The organism is Pantoea sp. R13S299 (assembly GCF_048515925.1).
Classification (GTDB): Bacteria; Pseudomonadota; Gammaproteobacteria; order Enterobacterales; family Enterobacteriaceae; genus Pantoea.
Genome location: NZ_JBLYEF010000006.1, coordinates 185,885 through 201,766 on the forward strand (window position 1 = coordinate 185,885; position 15,882 = coordinate 201,766).

Below are 15,882 nucleotides of genomic sequence, written 5' to 3' on the forward strand. Positions count from 1 at the left end.
GCCGTTTAGCGTCATGAATAATTAAGAGATGCAGCCTAAACTACTTTGAATGTACTCTGTTGAATATGCACAGATCAGCGCGATATGGGGTGGAACAGATGGCCGAGATTATCGGAGAACAGGAGAGTCAGAGCAGTCGTTACCGCCAGATCGCAGAACAGATTAAGCAGGCCATTCACGCTGGTTCACTGGCTCCCGACAGCCGCCTGCCGTCGGTCAGGACGCTGGCGACACAGTACAATGTCAGCCTCACCACCGCGCTGAAAACACTGCGCACGCTGGAAGATGAGCGCTACGCCGTCGCCCGCCCTAAATCGGGCTTTTTTGTTGCTCCTCAGCGGCCCGCTTCGCGTCAGCTCCCCGCCGTCAATGAACAGCCGCGCGCTATCGCGCCGCTGGATGAGCAGACAGAACTGCATCTGGCGATGCTCGGCTCAGACTGCCGGGTGCGTCTCGATCTGGCCAACGGCGACAGCGGGCTCTATCCGGTCAAACGCATCGGCCTGCTGATGCGCCAGATGGGCTACAGCAAACCGGCCCTGCTCGGCAATACGGTCAAGGGCACCGGCTATGCGCCGCTGAAAACTGAAATTGCCCGCCGCGCGGTCGATTACGGCTGCAATATCAGCGCCGACGATATTCTGATCACCAATGGCTGCATTGAGGCGATCTCGCTATCGCTGCGCGCCACTACCCAGCCGGGCGACGTGGTGGCGGTGGAGTCACCCTGCTATTTCGTGCTGCTGCAGATGCTGCATAACCTCAATTTACGGGTGATTGAAGTGGAAGCCGGTCCGGAAGGGTATGTGAATGTGGCGAAGCTGACCGGCCTGTTTCAGCGCAAGGCGGTGCGGGTCTTTCTCACCCTGTGCAACGTCAATAATCCGCTGGGCAAGAGTATTCCCAACGAGCATAAAGCCTATATTGCGCGGCAGGCAGATGAGAACGATGTGGTGATCATTGAGGACGACATTTTTGGCGATACCGCCTTTGGTGAGCGACGTCCGTTCCCGATGCGCGCCTTCAGCCCTAACGCCATTCTCTGCAGCGGCTTCTCTAAAACCGTGGCACCGGGCATTCGTATTGGCTGGGTTCACAGCGTCAACTACATGCGCAAAATCGCCTCACTGAAATATACCTCTACGATGGGCACCTCGGTGCTGTCGCAGGCGGCGGTGGCGGAGCTGCTGCGCAGCGGCGGCTATGATGCTCACCTGCGCAAGCTGCGGCGCGAGCTGGCGCGGCAAATCCGTGAGATGCGTCAGTCGGTGCTGCGGGAATTTCCGGCGGGCACGCGGGTGTCCGATCCAGAGGGCGGTTATGTGCTGTGGGTTGAGATGCCACGAGCGGCGCTGAACGTCCGCGAGCTGTTTCTGAAAGCGCGTAATGCGGGCATCGGGATTGCGCCGGGCCACATTTTTGCCACCGATCAGCGCTACGACCACTGTTTCCGGCTGAATGCCGGTTTCGGCTGGAATGATGAAGTGGAACAGGCCATTAAGCAGCTGGCACAGTGGTGCCAGCTGTCGTTAACCGATTCACAGGAAGAGCAGGTTTAGCTGTCGCGCCAGGCGATCTCAACCTCTTCCGCCAGAATCTGTACCGCTCGCTCGATGTTCTCTGCATCCGGCACGTAGTTCATCCGCATACATTGGTGGGTGTGCGGCCACGCCTGTTCCAGTCCCGGGAAGAAGAAGTGGCCTGGCACCATCAGCACACCACGCGCTTTAAGCCGCTGATAAAGCAATTCAGTGGTGATTGGCAGATCGCGGAACCAGAGCCAGAGGAAAATCGCCCCTTCCGGTTTGTGGATCAGGCAACGCTCTTCCGGCAGATAGCGCCGCAGGATCGCGAGGGTCTGCTGCACCTTCTGCTGATAGAACGGCTTGATCACCTCTTCGGAGAGCCGCAGCAGATCGCCACGACGGATCATCTCATTAGCGATGGCCGGTCCGATGCTGCCTGGCGCCAGGCTGATGATGCCGTTCATGTTACTCAGCGCAGTAATGGTCTTCTCGTCCGCGATAATAATGCCGCAACGCGCACCCGGCAGGCCAAGCTTCGACAGACTCATGCAGAGAATGATGTTGGGATTCCACAGCGGGCGCACCTCGCTGAAGATGATGCCGGGGAACGGCACGCCATAGGCATTGTCGATCAGCAGCGGAACGTCATGCTGCTGTGCCAGCGCATCGAGTTGCATCAGCTCATCATCAGTAATCACATTGCCGGTAGGGTTGGTCGGGCGCGAGACGCAGATCAGCCCGACATCATCGTTCATCGGCAGATGCTCGAAATCGACATGATATTTAAACTGGCCTTCCGGCAGCAGCTCAATGTTCGGCTTCGCCGAGACAAACAGCGCCTCTTCCAGACCGGCATCTGCATAGCCAAGATATTCAGGCGCCAGCGGGAACAGCACACGCTTCTTGCTGCCATCGGCCCGGCGACCGGCGTACAGGTTAAACAGATAGAAGAAGGCGCTCTGGCTGCCGTTGGTCAGCGCGATGTTCTCTGCGGTGATCGGCCAGCCAAGCTGTTCACGCAGCAATTCAGCCAGCGACTCCAGCAGCGTCGCTTTGCCACGCGGACCGTCGTAATTGCACAGCGCTTCGCTGAGTTTGCCTTCCTCATGCATCTGCTGCAGCAGTTGCTGAAAGTAGTCGTTCATGGCCGGAATTTGCGCCGGATTACCGCCACCCAGCATGATGGTGCCGGGCGTGCGGAGGCCCGCGCCCATATCTTCCATCAGACGTGAGATGCCGGAATGTTGGGTAAATTTGTCGCCGAACTGAGAAAAGGACATAGCGGTTAAATATTTGTGATAGCGAATCGGGGGTCCACCATAACGCCCGCCATCGGCGGGCGCAATGGGAAGGCGTGGGGATTACTTCAGCGCCTGCGGGTTAACGCAGTTTTTCTCAACGCTTCCGCCAAGTGCGGCGATGAGATTCTCTACCGCATCCTGCATCATGCCGTAACGGGTTTCGTGAGTCGCAGAACCGATGTGCGGCAGCGTCACCACATTCGGTAGCGACAGCAGCGGAGAGTCGGCAGAAACCGGCTCCTGCTCAAACACATCCAGCCCGGCGGCATGCAGTTTGCCCGCCTGCAACGCGGCGATTAACGCCTTCTCATCCACCACAGGCCCGCGACCGGCGTTGATCAGCACGGCATCCGGCTTCATCATTTCCAGCTCGGCGGCACCGATAAGATGGTGTGTCTCTTCGGTCAGCGGCAGGCTGATGCAGACGAAATCACTCTGCTTCAGCAGCGCCTCCAGCTCACAGCGCTGCGCACCAAAGCGCGACTGCGCCTCTTCATGCTCACGGCGGGCGTTGTAGAGAATTTTCATGCCGAAGCCAAAGTGGGCGCGCTGTGCCAGCGCCATCCCGATACGCCCCATGCCCAGAATACCCAGCGTTTTATGATGCACGTCGATGCCGAACTGCGCCGGACCGATGCTCTTCTGCCAGTTGCCCGCTTTAACCCAGGCATCCAGTTCTGGCACCCGGCGTGCGGTGCTCAGCACCAGCGCCATCATGGTGTCGGCCACGGTTTCGGTCAGCACGGTCGGCGTGTGCATCAGCACCACGTTACGCTGATTCAGTGCGTCTACATCAAAATTGTCGTAGCCCACAGAGACGCTGGAGCAAACGCGCAGATTAGGCATTTTCGCCAGCAGCTCGCCATTCACTTTACCGCCCGATCCCAGCAGACCTTCTGCCTGCCGGAAAGCCGCAGCATATTCCTGCTGGTTCTCTGGCGAAAGATCGCTGATTTCCGTCACGTCACACTGTTCAGCCAGGCGTGCATAGAGATCGTCAGGCAATTTTTTATAAAGAATTACAGCGGGTTTCATTCGGTGGCTCCCGGTCAATAAGTTGCGGGCGGCTTGCAGGCCGCCCGAAGAAATAGAGGCTAACGTTTACGCTTTCAGGCCGGTTTAGCACCCTGCAGCGGTGGCGCTTTGTTCTGCGCCGGTTTCACGATCAGCGTCAGCCATACCGAAACCAGCAGGGCCGATCCCATAAAGATGTACGAGGCGGATGGACTGCCGGTGGCTCCATTAAGATAGCCGACAATCCATGAACCGATAAACGACCCCAGCGCACCCATGCTGTTGATCAGCGCCATTGCGCCACCGGCGACATTACGCGGCAGCATCTCAGGAATAATGGCGAAGAACGGTCCGTAAGGCGCATACATTGCCGCACCGGCAATCACTAACAGGGTGTAGGACATCCAGAAGTGGTTCGATCCCACCAGATACGAGCCGAGGAACGCCAGCGCGCCGATCAGCAGCAGTGGCCAGACAAACAGCTTACGGTTCTGGGTTTTGTCCGACGCCCAGGAGACAATCACCATCGCAATGGTCGCCGCCAGATAAGGCACCGCTGACAGCCAGCCCGCTTCGACCATGCCCATCTGCGTGCCGTTACGCAGAATCGACGGCAGCCACAGCACAAAGCCATACACGCCGATGCTCCAGGCAAAATATTGCAGGCAGAGAATGATCACGTTGCGATTACGGAACGCTTCGCTGTAGTTGCGCACTGCTTTGATGTTTTCCTGCTCTTTCTGCAGTTCAGCCTGCAGGGCCGCTTTCTCGGCATCGCTCATCCAGCGCGCCTGCGCGGGTTTATCCTGCACCAGGAACCACCAGGCGATCGCCCAGACCACCGCCGGAATCCCTTCAAAGATAAACATCTCGCGCCAGCCAAAGGATTCGATCAGATAACCCGACACCACCGACATCCACAGTACCGTGACCGGATTCCCCAGGATCAGGAAGGTATTGGCGCGTGAACGTTCGGATTTGGTGAACCAGTTACTGATGTAAATCAGCATCGCGGGCATCACGGCGGCTTCCACCACGCCCAGCACAAAGCGAATCGCTGCCAGCATCGGAATGTTGCTGACCACGCCGGTCAGCGAGGCGCAGCCGCCCCACAGAATCAGGCAAACGAAGATCAGTTTCTTGACGCTGCGGCGTTCAGCGTAAATTGCACCCGGGATCTGGAAGAAGAAGTAACCCAGGAAGAACAGCGCACCCAGCAGCGAGGACATGCCTTTGGTGATGCCGAGATCGTCATTAATCCCGGCAGCAGAAGCGAAGCTAAAATTTGCACGATCGAGATACGCCAGGCTGTAGGTGATAAACACGATGGGCATGATGAACCACCAGCGTTTTGGCGCGATTGTCTGCTTTTTCATCGGGAACTCCTGTGTCTGTAGAGGGGCGCGAACTACACGTCGCCCAGTTGCTGACGCGTCGGCAGACCTTCGCTGTCACCAATGACCTGAATCGCCATCGAACCAATTTTGTTACCGCGACGAATCGCCTGCGGCAGCGACTGACCTTCCAGCAGTGCGCTGATGACGCCAACGGCAAAGCCGTCACCGGCACCCACGGTATCCACCACGTTATCGACCTTGATCGCCTCAACCCGGCCCTGTTCGCCCTGCGCCGTTTTATACCAGGCACCGTCACAGCCGGTTTTAATCACGACGGCTTTCACACCCTTGTCGAGATAGAAATCCGCGATCGCTTCCGGCTGCCGATAACCCGTCAGAATCAGCCCCTCTTTTTCGCCCGGCAGCACCCAGTCGGCATACTCCGCCAGCAGATTGAGCTGCTTACGCATCTCCTCTTCACTGCGCCACAGCACCGGCCGCAGGTTAGGATCAAACGAAATCGTTTTGCCGCGCGCACGCATCTCTTTAGCGGTGTGCTTCAGCAGATCCAGCGAACTCTCTGACAGCGCCGCCGCCACACCGCTCAGGTGCAGATGGCGCGCCGAGCCGAAATAGTCCGCGTCAAAATCGTCAACAGACAGATGGCTGGCCGCCGAGCCTTTACGGAAATATTCCACCAGCGGATCGGAACCGTCATCGACTTTGGACTTGAGCTGAAAACCGGTGGGATAGCGCTTATCGACCGTCACACAGGCGTGATCGATACCCTCTTTTTCCAGCTGCTGGCAGATAAACCGACCAAAAGCGTCATCGCCGATACGACTGACCCAGCCGACTTTCAGGCCAAGACGTGCCAGACCGGTCGCTACATTGAGTTCTGCACCTGCCGCGCGTTTAACAAAGGTCTCTGCTGCGGCCAGGTCGCCAGTCTCGCGGGCGATGAACATCGCCATCGCTTCACCGATAGTGACAACATCAAGCGGACCGTTGTGATGATTAATGTGCGTCATATCTGTTCCTTACACGTTACGCAGCAGCGACACATAGTGGCGTGTCACCGCTGTCAGATCGTCGCCTTCCAGCGGAAATTCGATACCGCGCGGTGCCTGTGCGGGCAGCTGTTGCAGCAGTGAGCGCCAGTGGTCGTCAGCCTCATCCAGTGCAATCGCCCGGAAGCTATTCTGGTGCGGCACGGCCGCTTTGACATGCACGTAGCCCACCTGCGCGGCCAGCTGCTGCGCCGCCTGATCGGCATCCTCGCCGGTCCAGCACCAGTTGCCCATATCAAAGGTCATAGTGATGGGTAGATCGGCTTCCCTGACCGCCGTGAAAAACGCGACTGAAGGTTCCAGTCGGCCATGTTCGGTCTGGTCGTTCTCAACGGTCAGTTGAAAAGGCAGATCCGCCAGCAGCGCCTGCAACGTTTCGCGAGGCAGCGCACCAGTAAAGTCTCCCAGCGCCACTTTCAGCCGCTGAGCATTTAACTGACGTGCTTCTTCAACGTAGTGGGTTATGCGTGGATTGATTTCGCCGCCGTCACAAAACAGCGTATCGGGCACCGAATAACTGGTGTGCAGCTGATGTTGCGCCACCGTCTGGGCCAGCGCTGGCAGATCGGCCAGCGCCGCGTCATCAAGCAGTTCGCGGCGGATTTCGACCCCGTCAGCGCCCGCCAGCTGAATGATCGGCAGCAGCGCACGCTGACCGCCGAGTGCGGCGATCTGCGCGTGGCCATAAGCGGCGGTCACCACGATGATGTCAGGTTTCATGTTCTACTCCATGGCAGGGTTCTGTCGATAACGAATACAAAAACCCTAAATGGAACCGGTTCCAAAGCAAAGGAGCAAACTGTGAAATTATGATCGTGCTCACGAAGCGAGCATGTAAACAGGCTCTGAAGCACAAAAGGGCGGGATTGTACGCTAAGTGGATTGAGAAGAAATTCGGTGAACGAAAAAATGAGGAATTTAATTAGGTTAGCATTGATTTTAGTCTCCATCAGTTTATCAGCTTTTAAAATCAGGTAACTGGATTAACTCAGTGACGAGCCGGATAAAATTAAAAAACCCCAGAATGTAATGCTGTCATTAAATTCGTGCCATAAGTTTCCATTCCATTATTATTAAATTGCCTTTATAGTCGGCAATATGATAACCAACGGAGCTTCACCAAATGAAATGGAGTTCAATACTCTTGTTGTTGTTTTTAGCATTAACAACAATCTCAGCCCGATCCAATCAAGAAATAGAAAAAGAACTCTTCTCCGTAAATCTATTTTCAATTGGTTTTAATGGGTTTATCGCGAAGAAAATGCCGCAACAATTAATATACGAAAAAGCATTATCAGATAACAATTCTTTATCGATTTTCCAAAATGTGATGGAATCCGCCGATTCCACTCCTGAAGCCAAGGCCTATGCCGCATGCGGCCTTTGGGCGAAAAAAAAGTTAGACAAAATAGAAATAAAAAAAGAGTATACAGACTTGAGCGTCACCATAATAACTGGCGACATACTCAAACAGGAACCTTTAGGAAAGGTTATTGGGAATATAATATTACACGGATGCAAATAAAGGATATTTAAAAATGAAAGACTTAGAGAATAAACAAACACAACTCGTTACTGGTGCCATTAATTTAAACGGTTTAAGAGAGTCAATGAACACCATTAATCTTAATGGAGTCAATCAAGGATCATGGATTGATGCAGCAAACGTCTGCTGGAAACCAGGCACACCATCAATCATCATGTTCCCAGGTGGATATTATATCCCTGGTTTCCGTTTTTAGTTCCGACAGGAAGCCCATCCTGTATGGGCTTCTTTCATGAGTTAAATGCTCTGCCCGCTCAGCCTCTCGTTATTCCTGTGGGCAATTTCCGTTGATGTTAAAACAAATCTGAAATTCAGCCCAGAGGCTGGCTGGAGCCGCGAACGATGAGTTCGCCAGAGAAGACCTGCTCGGCAACCGGCAATTCGCTGCCCTCAATGCGCGCAATCAGCCGTTCCAGCGCACTAAAGCCAATCTGCCAGGTCGGCTGTTTCAGCGTGGTGATACCGACACCGGCCAGCGCCGCCCACTCCAGTTCATCAAAACCGAGCAGGCCGATATCGCGGCCCCAGTGCAGGTTGAGTCGCTGCAGCGATCGCGCCACCTGCAGCGTCAGCGCGCCGTTGGCGACCATCACCGCACAGCGTTTACCGGTGTGACGCTGATGGAAGGCCAGCAGCGCCTGGTCCAGCGCATCGGGCTGATGCAGCGCCACTTCGGTATTCTCATGTTTAACCTGCGGATGCGCCGCCAGCAGCTGGCGGAAGGCGTGCAGACGCTCGCGGCGTGTGTTCACGCTGCCCAGCGGCTCACTGAGAAACAGCAGCGCGTCGTAGCCGTTATCAATCAGATGGCGTGTTGCCGTTTCGGCCGCTTCGGCGTTGTTCAGGCCCACCACATCACAGGGAAAATCGGGGATTTTACGGTCAATCAGCACCATCGGCAGCAGGGATTGTTGCAGGTGGTTCAGCACCTCTTCACGCATCCCGACCGCGTTTACCACAATGCCCTCGACCTGATAGCTGCTCAGCAGTTGCAGATAATGCTGCTCCAGATCCACTTCGTTGTTGGTGTTACACATCAGCAGCGTGAAGCCCTGCTCGCGGCAGGCGGCTTCAATACCGCTCATGACATCGACGGAATAGGGATTGGTGATATCGGCGATAATCAGCCCGATCAGGCGGGTACGTCCGCGCTTCAGGCCGCGCGCCATCTGGCTTGGGCGATAGCTAAGATCAGCAATCGCCTGTTCAATCCGCGCTTTTAAACCGGCAGAAAGCAGATGCAGTTCACCATTGAGATAACGTGAAACGCTGGTTTTACCGGTTCGTGCCGCGTGAGCAACATCGCTAATGGTGGCGCGAGGCGGCCTGATTTTCATGAGATATCCTGCGAAATAAGAAACCTGGCAGAGACTAGCACAAGCAAAGCCCACCGCAAAAAGTGCTACGCCGGTAATTGCAGCCAGGGTTGCCACAGGGTCTGTAATGTTTCCGGCGGCGCGCCATTGATTAACTGCATCACCATTTCAGCCACCTGTTCACCAGCCTGATGCGGCGTCGCCTGGCGAATAGCGACAATGGGATGATCGAGAATCGCATCCCGCGGTAATCCTTCCCAGCCTGCCAGCAGAATGGCACCCTCGCCCGTTGCGCGTCCCGCCTGTTGCAGCGCCAGAGCGGCGCCTTCAGCCAGCACAGCGCAGTCGGTGATAATCACTTCCGGCGCAGGAGCCTCTGCCAGCCATTCGCGGGTCTGGTGATAGCCAGCACGGCGCGACGGCGTGACAGACGCCATCGCATAAGGCGCAACGTCCCCCAGCGCCGTCAGATAACCCTGACGACGGTCACGCACCCGCGTGCTGTTTTCATGACTGCCGAGCCAGGCTATCCGCTGCCGTCCCTGCGCCAGCGACCAGCTCACCGCCAGCTGTGAACCGGCAAGGTGATCAACATCAAACCAGGCATAGGTGGATGGCAGATCGCTGCGGCCCAGCGCCAGAAAGCGGAAATTGGTCTGGAGCAGAGCGTGTAGCCGACTGTCTTCAGGTGTAGTGTGCCCGATGATCAGGGCATCAACGGCTCCACTGCGAAGCAGGCGTGTCAGGGTCGACTGACTCTGCTGCTGCTTATCCGCCAGCAACAGCAGGTTAATCTCATAACGGGCAAGGTGATGATCCAGCGCCAGCAACATGTCACTGAAGTCGCTGCCACTCAGAGGGGATGAATTGATCGGGTAGACAAGTCCCACCGCGTTGGCACGCCCGGTTTTCAGACGCTGCGCCGCCGCATTGGGCCGGTAGCCACGCCGCTGCGCTTCCTCTTCGATGCGTTTACGCGTCTCGTGAGCGACATCCTGATAACCATTGAGGGCGCGGCTGACTGTCGTCACGGAAAGACCTAAAACCGCAGCGATGGCTTTAAGAGACATGGGAGAGGAGTCCGTTGATCAATTTTTGATCAGCCTACCATAAAGCCTCTGCTGGCTCTATTAGCAGAAACATTACTGATACTTCTGGCGCGACGCTTTACAGAAAAAAGGCGCCCCCGGGCGGGGGCGACCGCGATTATCCCAGCGGGCTGAGCGTGATCTCAACACGACGGTTTTGTGCTTTGCCTGCTTCGGTGCTGTTGGTGGCAACCGGGTTATCCGGGCCTGCACCCTGCGTACGCAGGCGGTCGCTGGCAACACCCTGCACGATCAACGCACTGGCGACGCTTTCAGCACGCTGCTGTGACAGACGCATGTTCAGCGCGCGGCTGCCGGTGCTGTCGGTGTAACCCACCACGTTTACCGCAGTTTTTGGATACTCTTTCAGCACCATTGCAACACCGGTCAGGGTGTTCGCGCCGGCAGGTTTAAGATTGCTGCTGCTGGAGTCGAAGGTGACATTGTTTGGCATATTCAGAACAATGTTATCGCCGTTACGGGTCACGCTGACGCCGGTACCGCGCATTTTGTCGCGCAGTTTCGCTTCCTGCACATCCATGTAGTAACCCACGCCACCGCCCAGTGCAGCACCACCAGCGGCACCAATCAGCGCACCTTTACGACGATCTTTCTTCGACGAAGAGAGCACGCCGACACCGGCACCCACTAATGCGCCCAGGCCCGCGCCTACGCCTGACTTACCCGCCTGAGATTCGCCGGTATAAGGATTGGTAGTACAACCTGGCAGGGCCAGACTGCCGCTTAATAACAAGGTGATGGCGATTAATTTCTTCTGCATTTTTGTTCCCTTACATTCCACACACAGGGGAAAACCTTTCCCATAAGTGGCACGATTATGCCGCCTGGTGACTGCGAATGTAGTGAGGAAAAATCCTGATTTACCGGGAATCAGGCCTTTTGATTCTCAGGATGACAAAAACAGTTGCTCTGATGATCGTTTATCAACCCGCAGGCCTGCATAAACGAATAGCAAATTGTCGGGCCGATGAATTTGAAACCACGCGTCTTAAGTGCCTTCGAGAGCGCAATAGCCTGCTCTGACGTAGTGGGCGCCTGACTGTAGTCAGGATAATGATGAACGATTTGCTCGTTATCGACAAATTGCCAGACGAAGTGGCTGAAATCCTCTCCTTTCGCCTCCATCTCCAGATAAGCGCGGGCGTTAGTGATAATGGCAGCGATTTTACCGGCGTGGCGGATAATACCGCTATTGAGCATCAGCGTGTCGATATCTGCAGCATCCATCTGCGCAATCGCCTGCGGGTCAAACTGGTGAAACGCCGCACGATAGTTTTCCCGTTTTTTCAGCACAGTGATCCAGGATAATCCCGCCTGCTGTCCTTCCAGACAGAGCATCTCAAACAGCGCACGCTTGTCCCGCTGCGTCACACCCCATTCCCTGTCGTGATAAGCCAGATAGAGGGGATCCTGCGTTACCCAACCACATCGTTGCATCGCTTTGTTCCTTAAATATCGAGAATATTTTAGCGGTCCGCTTGATCTTAGAATTAATGGGTTGATAGTTAAACGATCAGCGGTTAAATAACAGAGACGGGCCGAAAATTTAATTCAGACGCCGGATAATAACTTCAGTTTTGCCCGGAGAATCGATGTTGCCGAGAAGCAGTTGGAAAGGTCTGCGGACCTGCTGTGCTGTATGCCTGTTCATCTTTACGCAACCGACTTTTGCCCGCGGTGGCGCCTCTGCGCCTCAACATCCTGAGTTTCTTCCCGACTACGACACGATTCTGGCGGAGAAGATTGCCCTGACCCCACTCGCCTTCAGCGATGAGAGCCGCGCCCTGTTTGAAGCTGCCATTAATTCACCGACCGCATCTCCCATCGCCCTGCACAGTGAAACCGGCAGCGTAGGCACCACGCCGCTGGGCAAACGCTATCGCGCTGGCGTTGATATGCCCATTGCTCCGTCATTGACCACCGGACCCGTGGCGCAGTATGCGGTTGATCCGCAGCAGATGAACTGTCTGCAATGCGATTACAGCGATCAGCAGAGCCGGGAGCAGAGCGCCAGCGTTGGCTGGCGCATCGATTCGCAGCAGGGATGGATATCGCCCTGGGCGCAGCTGAGTTACCACTATCTGATGGCAGATTCGCCGCAGAATCCACGCCATGAGACGACGAACGGCACAGATCAGTCCAACGGCATCGATGTGAGCATCGGTGCGCAAATGCCACTGAACGATAATCTGGCGGCTTTTGCCTCGTTTTCACAAAGCGAAGCGCTGAATAATCAGGATCAGCAACTTTATACCTTTGGCTTCAGCGCCAGCTTCTAGCGGGGCATAAAAAGAGAAAGGGAATCGGGCGTTTAAAATATAATGAGTCCGCTAATCATTATACTGGTAACACTATGCGCAACGATTTGACAATTATTGGCCGCGAAATAGCGGTCTTCCTCCTGGCAGCCCTGGTTCTCGCTTTGACTATCGTTCCGGTCTACATTGATGTGGCCTGGATGAACGATGCACTTCACGAAACCTCTTTTACTGAAACCACCCAGGAATGCATGCTGGCGATGATCGCCGCGCTGTTTTTCATTGCGGCTCAACGCCGTCCCGCCCAGCGCGGGGCGCTGACCCTGGTGGCGGGCTTTTACAGCTGCATGCTGATCCGCGAACTCGACTTCGTGTTTGATACCATCCAGCACGGCAGCTGGGTCTGGTTTGCACTGGCGGTTACGGCGGGCTCGCTGGCCGTTGCGCTGCGGACGCCGAAGAAAACCCTGCATGCGCTGGCTAATCTGCTGCTGCACCGCAGCTGGCCGGTGATGGCCTCCGGCTTTTTAGTGGTGCTGGTCTTCTCCCGACTGTTTGGTGTGCATGCGCTGTGGCAGCATCTGATGCTGGGGGATTACAACCGCGTGGTGAAAAACATGGCTGAAGAGGGTACCGAGCTTCTGGGATACAGCCTCTGCTGGCTCGCCTCGGTGCGCTATTTATGGCAGACCCGTCCGGCCGCTGCCACTGTCAGCGTACGCGCCACCGAATCGGCATCAACCCGCCACGCCTCTTCTCCGGTCACGTCGCACTGACCTGCAGTCTTGCTTTTTAAGTGGTTAGTTCGGAGAAAGGAGACGTTGGCAATTCCTGGCTTTAACCTGTCTTATATTGAGGATTTTTAAATGATAAATAGGCTCTTAAGGATTCAGGAAGATCCTTTAGAGCTTAAAATTCTGGCTACCAGATTCCGTATGGGTATTTTTTTCCTTTGATAAAAATCTCAGTATCTTTGCCGTATTCATAGCCGTCAGAGAAACGTGTAATCCCTTTACAGATATCCAGCTTATCTCCGGATAAAGTTTTCAGGACGGACGGTGTAATGCGATAATTAGGCTCAAACCCGATACCTTTTAGCCATACCGCTACCTTCCCCTCCGGAGCCAGGCCAATCTGAATGGTGTCATAGGTATTATTATAAGGATCCGTTTTCCCACTGGCACTGTTCATCTTTTTTACAATGACATCAGGGACAGTCAGATGGGTCTCATACACTTTCTTATCAATTACCGAGTCCCAGCAAAAGATAAAATGTTTAGGGGGGCGATCAACATGATTCCAGTATCCACCCGAAGCACGATCTTTATCATTCCACTTACCGATAACCTCAGGCAGTGCAGAAGTACTGTTCAGTGTATTAAAGCGATAAATCGTCCCATCAGCACCCTGAATGACGGCAAATGTCACCAGAGCAGGTAACCCTTTGGGCGTGAAGAAATTGAATTTCCATTCTGAAGGAACATCAGTTTTGACCACTGCCGGAGCCGTCTGGCCTGCACCGTGACAGCCAGTCAGTATCAGGAGTGTAATAAATCCCGCCGTGCGTCTTATTTCCATATTTTATTCCCGTCCATATCGTAAACCGTACGCTGCCAGCGTTCGTCCGGCCGGTTAGTGAAGGTCATCAGCTTCGCCGGTCTGGCCGCACTGCTGACACTTCCCTGATTTCCTATAAATACGCTATTCAGGTTGGCTGAAATGAATATATCTTCAATCCGTATTAAAAGTATCAGGAGCGCTACCATTGGCCATATGGATATTTTTTTCCTTTGATAAAAATCTCAGTATCTTTACCATGTTCATAGCCGTGTGAAAAACGTGTAATCCCTTTACAGATATCCATCTTATCTCCGGATAAAGTTTTCAGGACGGACGGCGTTATACGGTAACCAGGTTCGCCCCGGGCAACGCCACTTAACCAGACAGCTACCTCTCCCTCCGGAGCCAGACCAATTTGTATAGTGTTGTAATACTTCCCTTTCCCCGGATAGTCTTGATTTACCCCGGGCCGGAGCATTTTATCCACAACGGGTTCAGGAATGGTCAGAGTGGTCTGATATACCCTCTTATCGATAATTGAGTCCCAGCAAAAAATAATATGTCTGGGAGGCCGTTTAACGTGATTCCAGTGACCGTTAAGCGTTCGTGCATTATCGTTCCACTGACCGACTACACCATTGAGCGCTCTTGTACTATCCAGTCTATTGAACTCATAAACTTTACCTTCCGCATCCTGAACACCCGCGAAGGTCACTAATGCCGGTAACGCTTTAGGCGTGAAAAAATTAAACCACCATTCTGTTGGCTCATCGTTCTGAGGAGCGTTAATGGAGTGTGTTTCTCCCTGACAGGCTGTCAACGCCAGCATTGCAAGAAGCCCTGCCATACGTTTTATTGCCATATTTTATTTCCGTCCATATCGTAAACCGTACGCTGCCAGCGCTCGTCTGGCCGGTTGGTGAATGTCATCAGCTTAGCCGGTTTGACTGCACTGCTGATTCTTATTTAACAGTTTCACTAACCACCTTTTTAAAATGGCTGAAATGAATATCTTTTCAGCCAGTTACTAAACATATCGGGATCGTTACCATTGGCCGTAAGGGTATTTTTTTCCTTTGATAAAATCAGGTGTATCTCCATAATATTTATATCCATTTGGATGCTTGGTTATTCCTTTACAGATATCCAGGTTATCTCCTGAGACGGTTTTCAGAATTGACGGCGTGATACGATAATTAGGCTCAGATCGAATCCCCTGTAACCAGACAGCTACCTTTCCCCCCGGAGCCAGACCTATCTGTACTCTGTCGTAATATGCTGTTTTCCCCCAATAGTCTTTCTGCCCGGCCGGCCTGAGCATTTTCTCCAGATCGGCTTTAGGAATAGTCAGAGTGGTCTGATACACTTTTTTATCGATTATCGAGTCCCAACAGAAAATAATATGTCTTGGCGGGTGCTCAACATGATTCCAGTAGCCACCAGAAGCACGATCTTTGTCATTCCACTGCCCGATAACGCCAGGCAGAGCAGATGTACGGTTCAGAGTGTTAAACTCATAAACTTTATCATCTGCGTCCTGAACTACTACATATGTCACCAATGCGGGTAATGCTTTAGGCGTGAAGAAATCAAACGTCCATTCTACCGGTGCGCCGTTCTGAGAAGCGTTGCTGTAGTCTGTTTCTCGCTGACAGGCTGTCAACGCCAGCACTGTAAGAAGTCCTGCAACGCGTTTTATTTCCATATTTTATTCCCGTCCATATCGTAAACCGTACGCTGCCAGCGTTCGTCCGGCCGGTTGGTGAATGTCATCAGCTTAGCCGGCTTGACTGCACTGCTGATTCTTATTTAACAGTTTCACTAACCACCTTTTTAAAATGGCTG

The 15,882-nt window shown here is 54.1% G+C and carries 17 protein-coding genes; 5 read left to right on the forward strand and 12 right to left on the reverse strand.

Annotated features, from left to right (window positions below):
- Positions 1-98: 98 nt before the first annotated feature.
- Positions 99-1,559, forward strand: coding sequence for a PLP-dependent aminotransferase family protein (locus tag ACN1CO_RS21295; RefSeq protein ID WP_419140581.1), 1,461 nt, complete (start codon positions 99-101; stop codon positions 1,557-1,559).
- Here the strand turns inward: ACN1CO_RS21295 and ACN1CO_RS21300 are convergent.
- From ACN1CO_RS21300 to ACN1CO_RS21320, 5 genes are all read right to left on the reverse strand, one after another.
- Entirely contained in the window at positions 1,556-2,806 is a 1,251-nt protein-coding gene (locus tag ACN1CO_RS21300; RefSeq protein WP_419140582.1) for a valine--pyruvate transaminase, read from the reverse strand. The two genes, ACN1CO_RS21295 and ACN1CO_RS21300, sit on opposite strands and share 4 nt — an antisense overlap.
- An 81-nt stretch (positions 2,807-2,887) precedes the next feature.
- The gene (gene ghrB / locus ACN1CO_RS21305; RefSeq protein WP_419140583.1) at positions 2,888-3,862 is read right to left on the reverse strand and encodes a glyoxylate/hydroxypyruvate reductase GhrB; all 975 of its coding nucleotides are present in this window, start codon (positions 3,860-3,862) and stop codon (positions 2,888-2,890) included.
- Between the two features lie 74 nt (positions 3,863-3,936).
- On the reverse strand, positions 3,937-5,217 hold the full coding sequence (locus ACN1CO_RS21310; protein ID WP_419140584.1) for an MFS transporter: 1,281 nt from the start codon (positions 5,215-5,217) through the stop codon (positions 3,937-3,939).
- A gap of 32 nt (positions 5,218-5,249) precedes the next feature.
- Entirely contained in the window at positions 5,250-6,209 is a 960-nt protein-coding gene (locus ACN1CO_RS21315) for a sugar kinase (RefSeq protein WP_419140585.1), read from the reverse strand.
- Positions 6,210-6,218: 9 nt separating this feature from the next.
- Entirely contained in the window at positions 6,219-6,968 is a 750-nt protein-coding gene (locus ACN1CO_RS21320) for a sugar phosphate isomerase/epimerase (RefSeq protein ID WP_419140586.1), read from the reverse strand.
- 403 nt (positions 6,969-7,371) lie between these two features.
- On the opposite strand from ACN1CO_RS21320, the gene mchS3 reads away from it, so the two are divergent.
- A complete protein-coding gene (gene mchS3, locus ACN1CO_RS21325; RefSeq protein ID WP_419140587.1) occupies positions 7,372-7,773 on the forward strand; it encodes an MchS3 family protein in 402 nt (133 codons plus the stop codon).
- A 13-nt stretch (positions 7,774-7,786) separates the two neighbouring features.
- Entirely contained in the window at positions 7,787-7,990 is a 204-nt protein-coding gene (locus ACN1CO_RS21330; protein WP_419140588.1) for a hypothetical protein, read from the forward strand.
- A 115-nt stretch (positions 7,991-8,105) separates the two neighbouring features.
- On the opposite strand, the gene ACN1CO_RS21335 is transcribed toward ACN1CO_RS21330, so the two are convergent.
- The 4 genes from ACN1CO_RS21335 to ACN1CO_RS21350 form a co-directional block, all read right to left on the reverse strand.
- Positions 8,106-9,131 carry a LacI family DNA-binding transcriptional regulator gene (locus tag ACN1CO_RS21335; protein ID WP_419140589.1) on the reverse strand — a complete coding sequence of 342 codons (1,026 nt, stop codon included), beginning with the start codon at positions 9,129-9,131 and terminating at the stop codon, positions 8,106-8,108.
- A 65-nt stretch (positions 9,132-9,196) separates the two neighbouring features.
- Positions 9,197-10,180 carry a LacI family DNA-binding transcriptional regulator gene (locus ACN1CO_RS21340; protein ID WP_419140590.1) on the reverse strand — a complete coding sequence of 328 codons (984 nt, stop codon included), beginning with the start codon at positions 10,178-10,180 and terminating at the stop codon, positions 9,197-9,199.
- Between the two features lie 136 nt (positions 10,181-10,316).
- Positions 10,317-10,979, reverse strand: a complete 663-nt coding sequence (locus tag ACN1CO_RS21345) for an OmpA family lipoprotein (protein WP_090966601.1) — start codon at positions 10,977-10,979, stop codon at positions 10,317-10,319.
- Between the two features lie 110 nt (positions 10,980-11,089).
- Positions 11,090-11,656 carry a DNA-3-methyladenine glycosylase I gene (locus ACN1CO_RS21350; RefSeq protein ID WP_419140591.1) on the reverse strand — a complete coding sequence of 189 codons (567 nt, stop codon included), beginning with the start codon at positions 11,654-11,656 and terminating at the stop codon, positions 11,090-11,092.
- 155 nt (positions 11,657-11,811) lie between these two features.
- On the opposite strand from ACN1CO_RS21350, the gene ACN1CO_RS21355 reads away from it, so the two are divergent.
- Positions 11,812-12,498 (forward strand): autotransporter, encoded by a 687-nt coding sequence (locus tag ACN1CO_RS21355; protein WP_419140592.1) that lies wholly within the window; start codon positions 11,812-11,814, stop codon positions 12,496-12,498.
- A gap of 74 nt (positions 12,499-12,572) precedes the next feature.
- A complete protein-coding gene (locus ACN1CO_RS21360; RefSeq protein WP_419140593.1) occupies positions 12,573-13,253 on the forward strand; it encodes a hypothetical protein in 681 nt (226 codons plus the stop codon).
- 145 nt (positions 13,254-13,398) lie between these two features.
- Here the strand turns inward: ACN1CO_RS21360 and ACN1CO_RS21365 are convergent, their stop codons facing one another.
- The 3 genes from ACN1CO_RS21365 to ACN1CO_RS21375 form a co-directional block, all read right to left on the reverse strand.
- Positions 13,399-14,055, reverse strand: a complete 657-nt coding sequence (locus ACN1CO_RS21365) for a DUF2931 family protein (protein ID WP_419140594.1) — start codon at positions 14,053-14,055, stop codon at positions 13,399-13,401.
- 181 nt (positions 14,056-14,236) lie between these two features.
- On the reverse strand, positions 14,237-14,899 hold the full coding sequence (locus ACN1CO_RS21370) for a DUF2931 family protein (RefSeq protein ID WP_419140595.1): 663 nt from the start codon (positions 14,897-14,899) through the stop codon (positions 14,237-14,239).
- Positions 14,900-15,082: 183 nt separating this feature from the next.
- The gene (locus tag ACN1CO_RS21375; RefSeq protein ID WP_419140596.1) at positions 15,083-15,742 is read right to left on the reverse strand and encodes a DUF2931 family protein; all 660 of its coding nucleotides are present in this window, start codon (positions 15,740-15,742) and stop codon (positions 15,083-15,085) included.
- Between the last annotated feature and the right edge of the window lie 140 nt (positions 15,743-15,882).

Coding starts and splice junctions, on each gene's coding strand:
- ACN1CO_RS21295 (WP_419140581.1), top strand. CDS start 99: ATGGCCGAGATTATCGGAGAACAGGAGAGTCAGAGCAGTCGTTACCGC.
- ACN1CO_RS21300 (WP_419140582.1), bottom strand. CDS start 2,806: ATGTCCTTTTCTCAGTTCGGCGACAAATTTACCCAACATTCCGGCATC.
- ghrB (WP_419140583.1), bottom strand. CDS start 3,862: ATGAAACCCGCTGTAATTCTTTATAAAAAATTGCCTGACGATCTCTAT.
- ACN1CO_RS21310 (WP_419140584.1), bottom strand. CDS start 5,217: ATGAAAAAGCAGACAATCGCGCCAAAACGCTGGTGGTTCATCATGCCC.
- ACN1CO_RS21315 (WP_419140585.1), bottom strand. CDS start 6,209: ATGACGCACATTAATCATCACAACGGTCCGCTTGATGTTGTCACTATC.
- ACN1CO_RS21320 (WP_419140586.1), bottom strand. CDS start 6,968: ATGAAACCTGACATCATCGTGGTGACCGCCGCTTATGGCCACGCGCAG.
- mchS3 (WP_419140587.1), top strand. CDS start 7,372: ATGAAATGGAGTTCAATACTCTTGTTGTTGTTTTTAGCATTAACAACA.
- ACN1CO_RS21330 (WP_419140588.1), top strand. CDS start 7,787: ATGAAAGACTTAGAGAATAAACAAACACAACTCGTTACTGGTGCCATT.
- ACN1CO_RS21335 (WP_419140589.1), bottom strand. CDS start 9,131: ATGAAAATCAGGCCGCCTCGCGCCACCATTAGCGATGTTGCTCACGCG.
- ACN1CO_RS21340 (WP_419140590.1), bottom strand. CDS start 10,180: ATGTCTCTTAAAGCCATCGCTGCGGTTTTAGGTCTTTCCGTGACGACA.
- ACN1CO_RS21345 (WP_090966601.1), bottom strand. CDS start 10,979: ATGCAGAAGAAATTAATCGCCATCACCTTGTTATTAAGCGGCAGTCTG.
- ACN1CO_RS21350 (WP_419140591.1), bottom strand. CDS start 11,656: ATGCAACGATGTGGTTGGGTAACGCAGGATCCCCTCTATCTGGCTTAT.
- ACN1CO_RS21355 (WP_419140592.1), top strand. CDS start 11,812: ATGTTGCCGAGAAGCAGTTGGAAAGGTCTGCGGACCTGCTGTGCTGTA.
- ACN1CO_RS21360 (WP_419140593.1), top strand. CDS start 12,573: ATGCGCAACGATTTGACAATTATTGGCCGCGAAATAGCGGTCTTCCTC.
- ACN1CO_RS21365 (WP_419140594.1), bottom strand. CDS start 14,055: ATGGAAATAAGACGCACGGCGGGATTTATTACACTCCTGATACTGACT.
- ACN1CO_RS21370 (WP_419140595.1), bottom strand. CDS start 14,899: ATGGCAATAAAACGTATGGCAGGGCTTCTTGCAATGCTGGCGTTGACA.
- ACN1CO_RS21375 (WP_419140596.1), bottom strand. CDS start 15,742: ATGGAAATAAAACGCGTTGCAGGACTTCTTACAGTGCTGGCGTTGACA.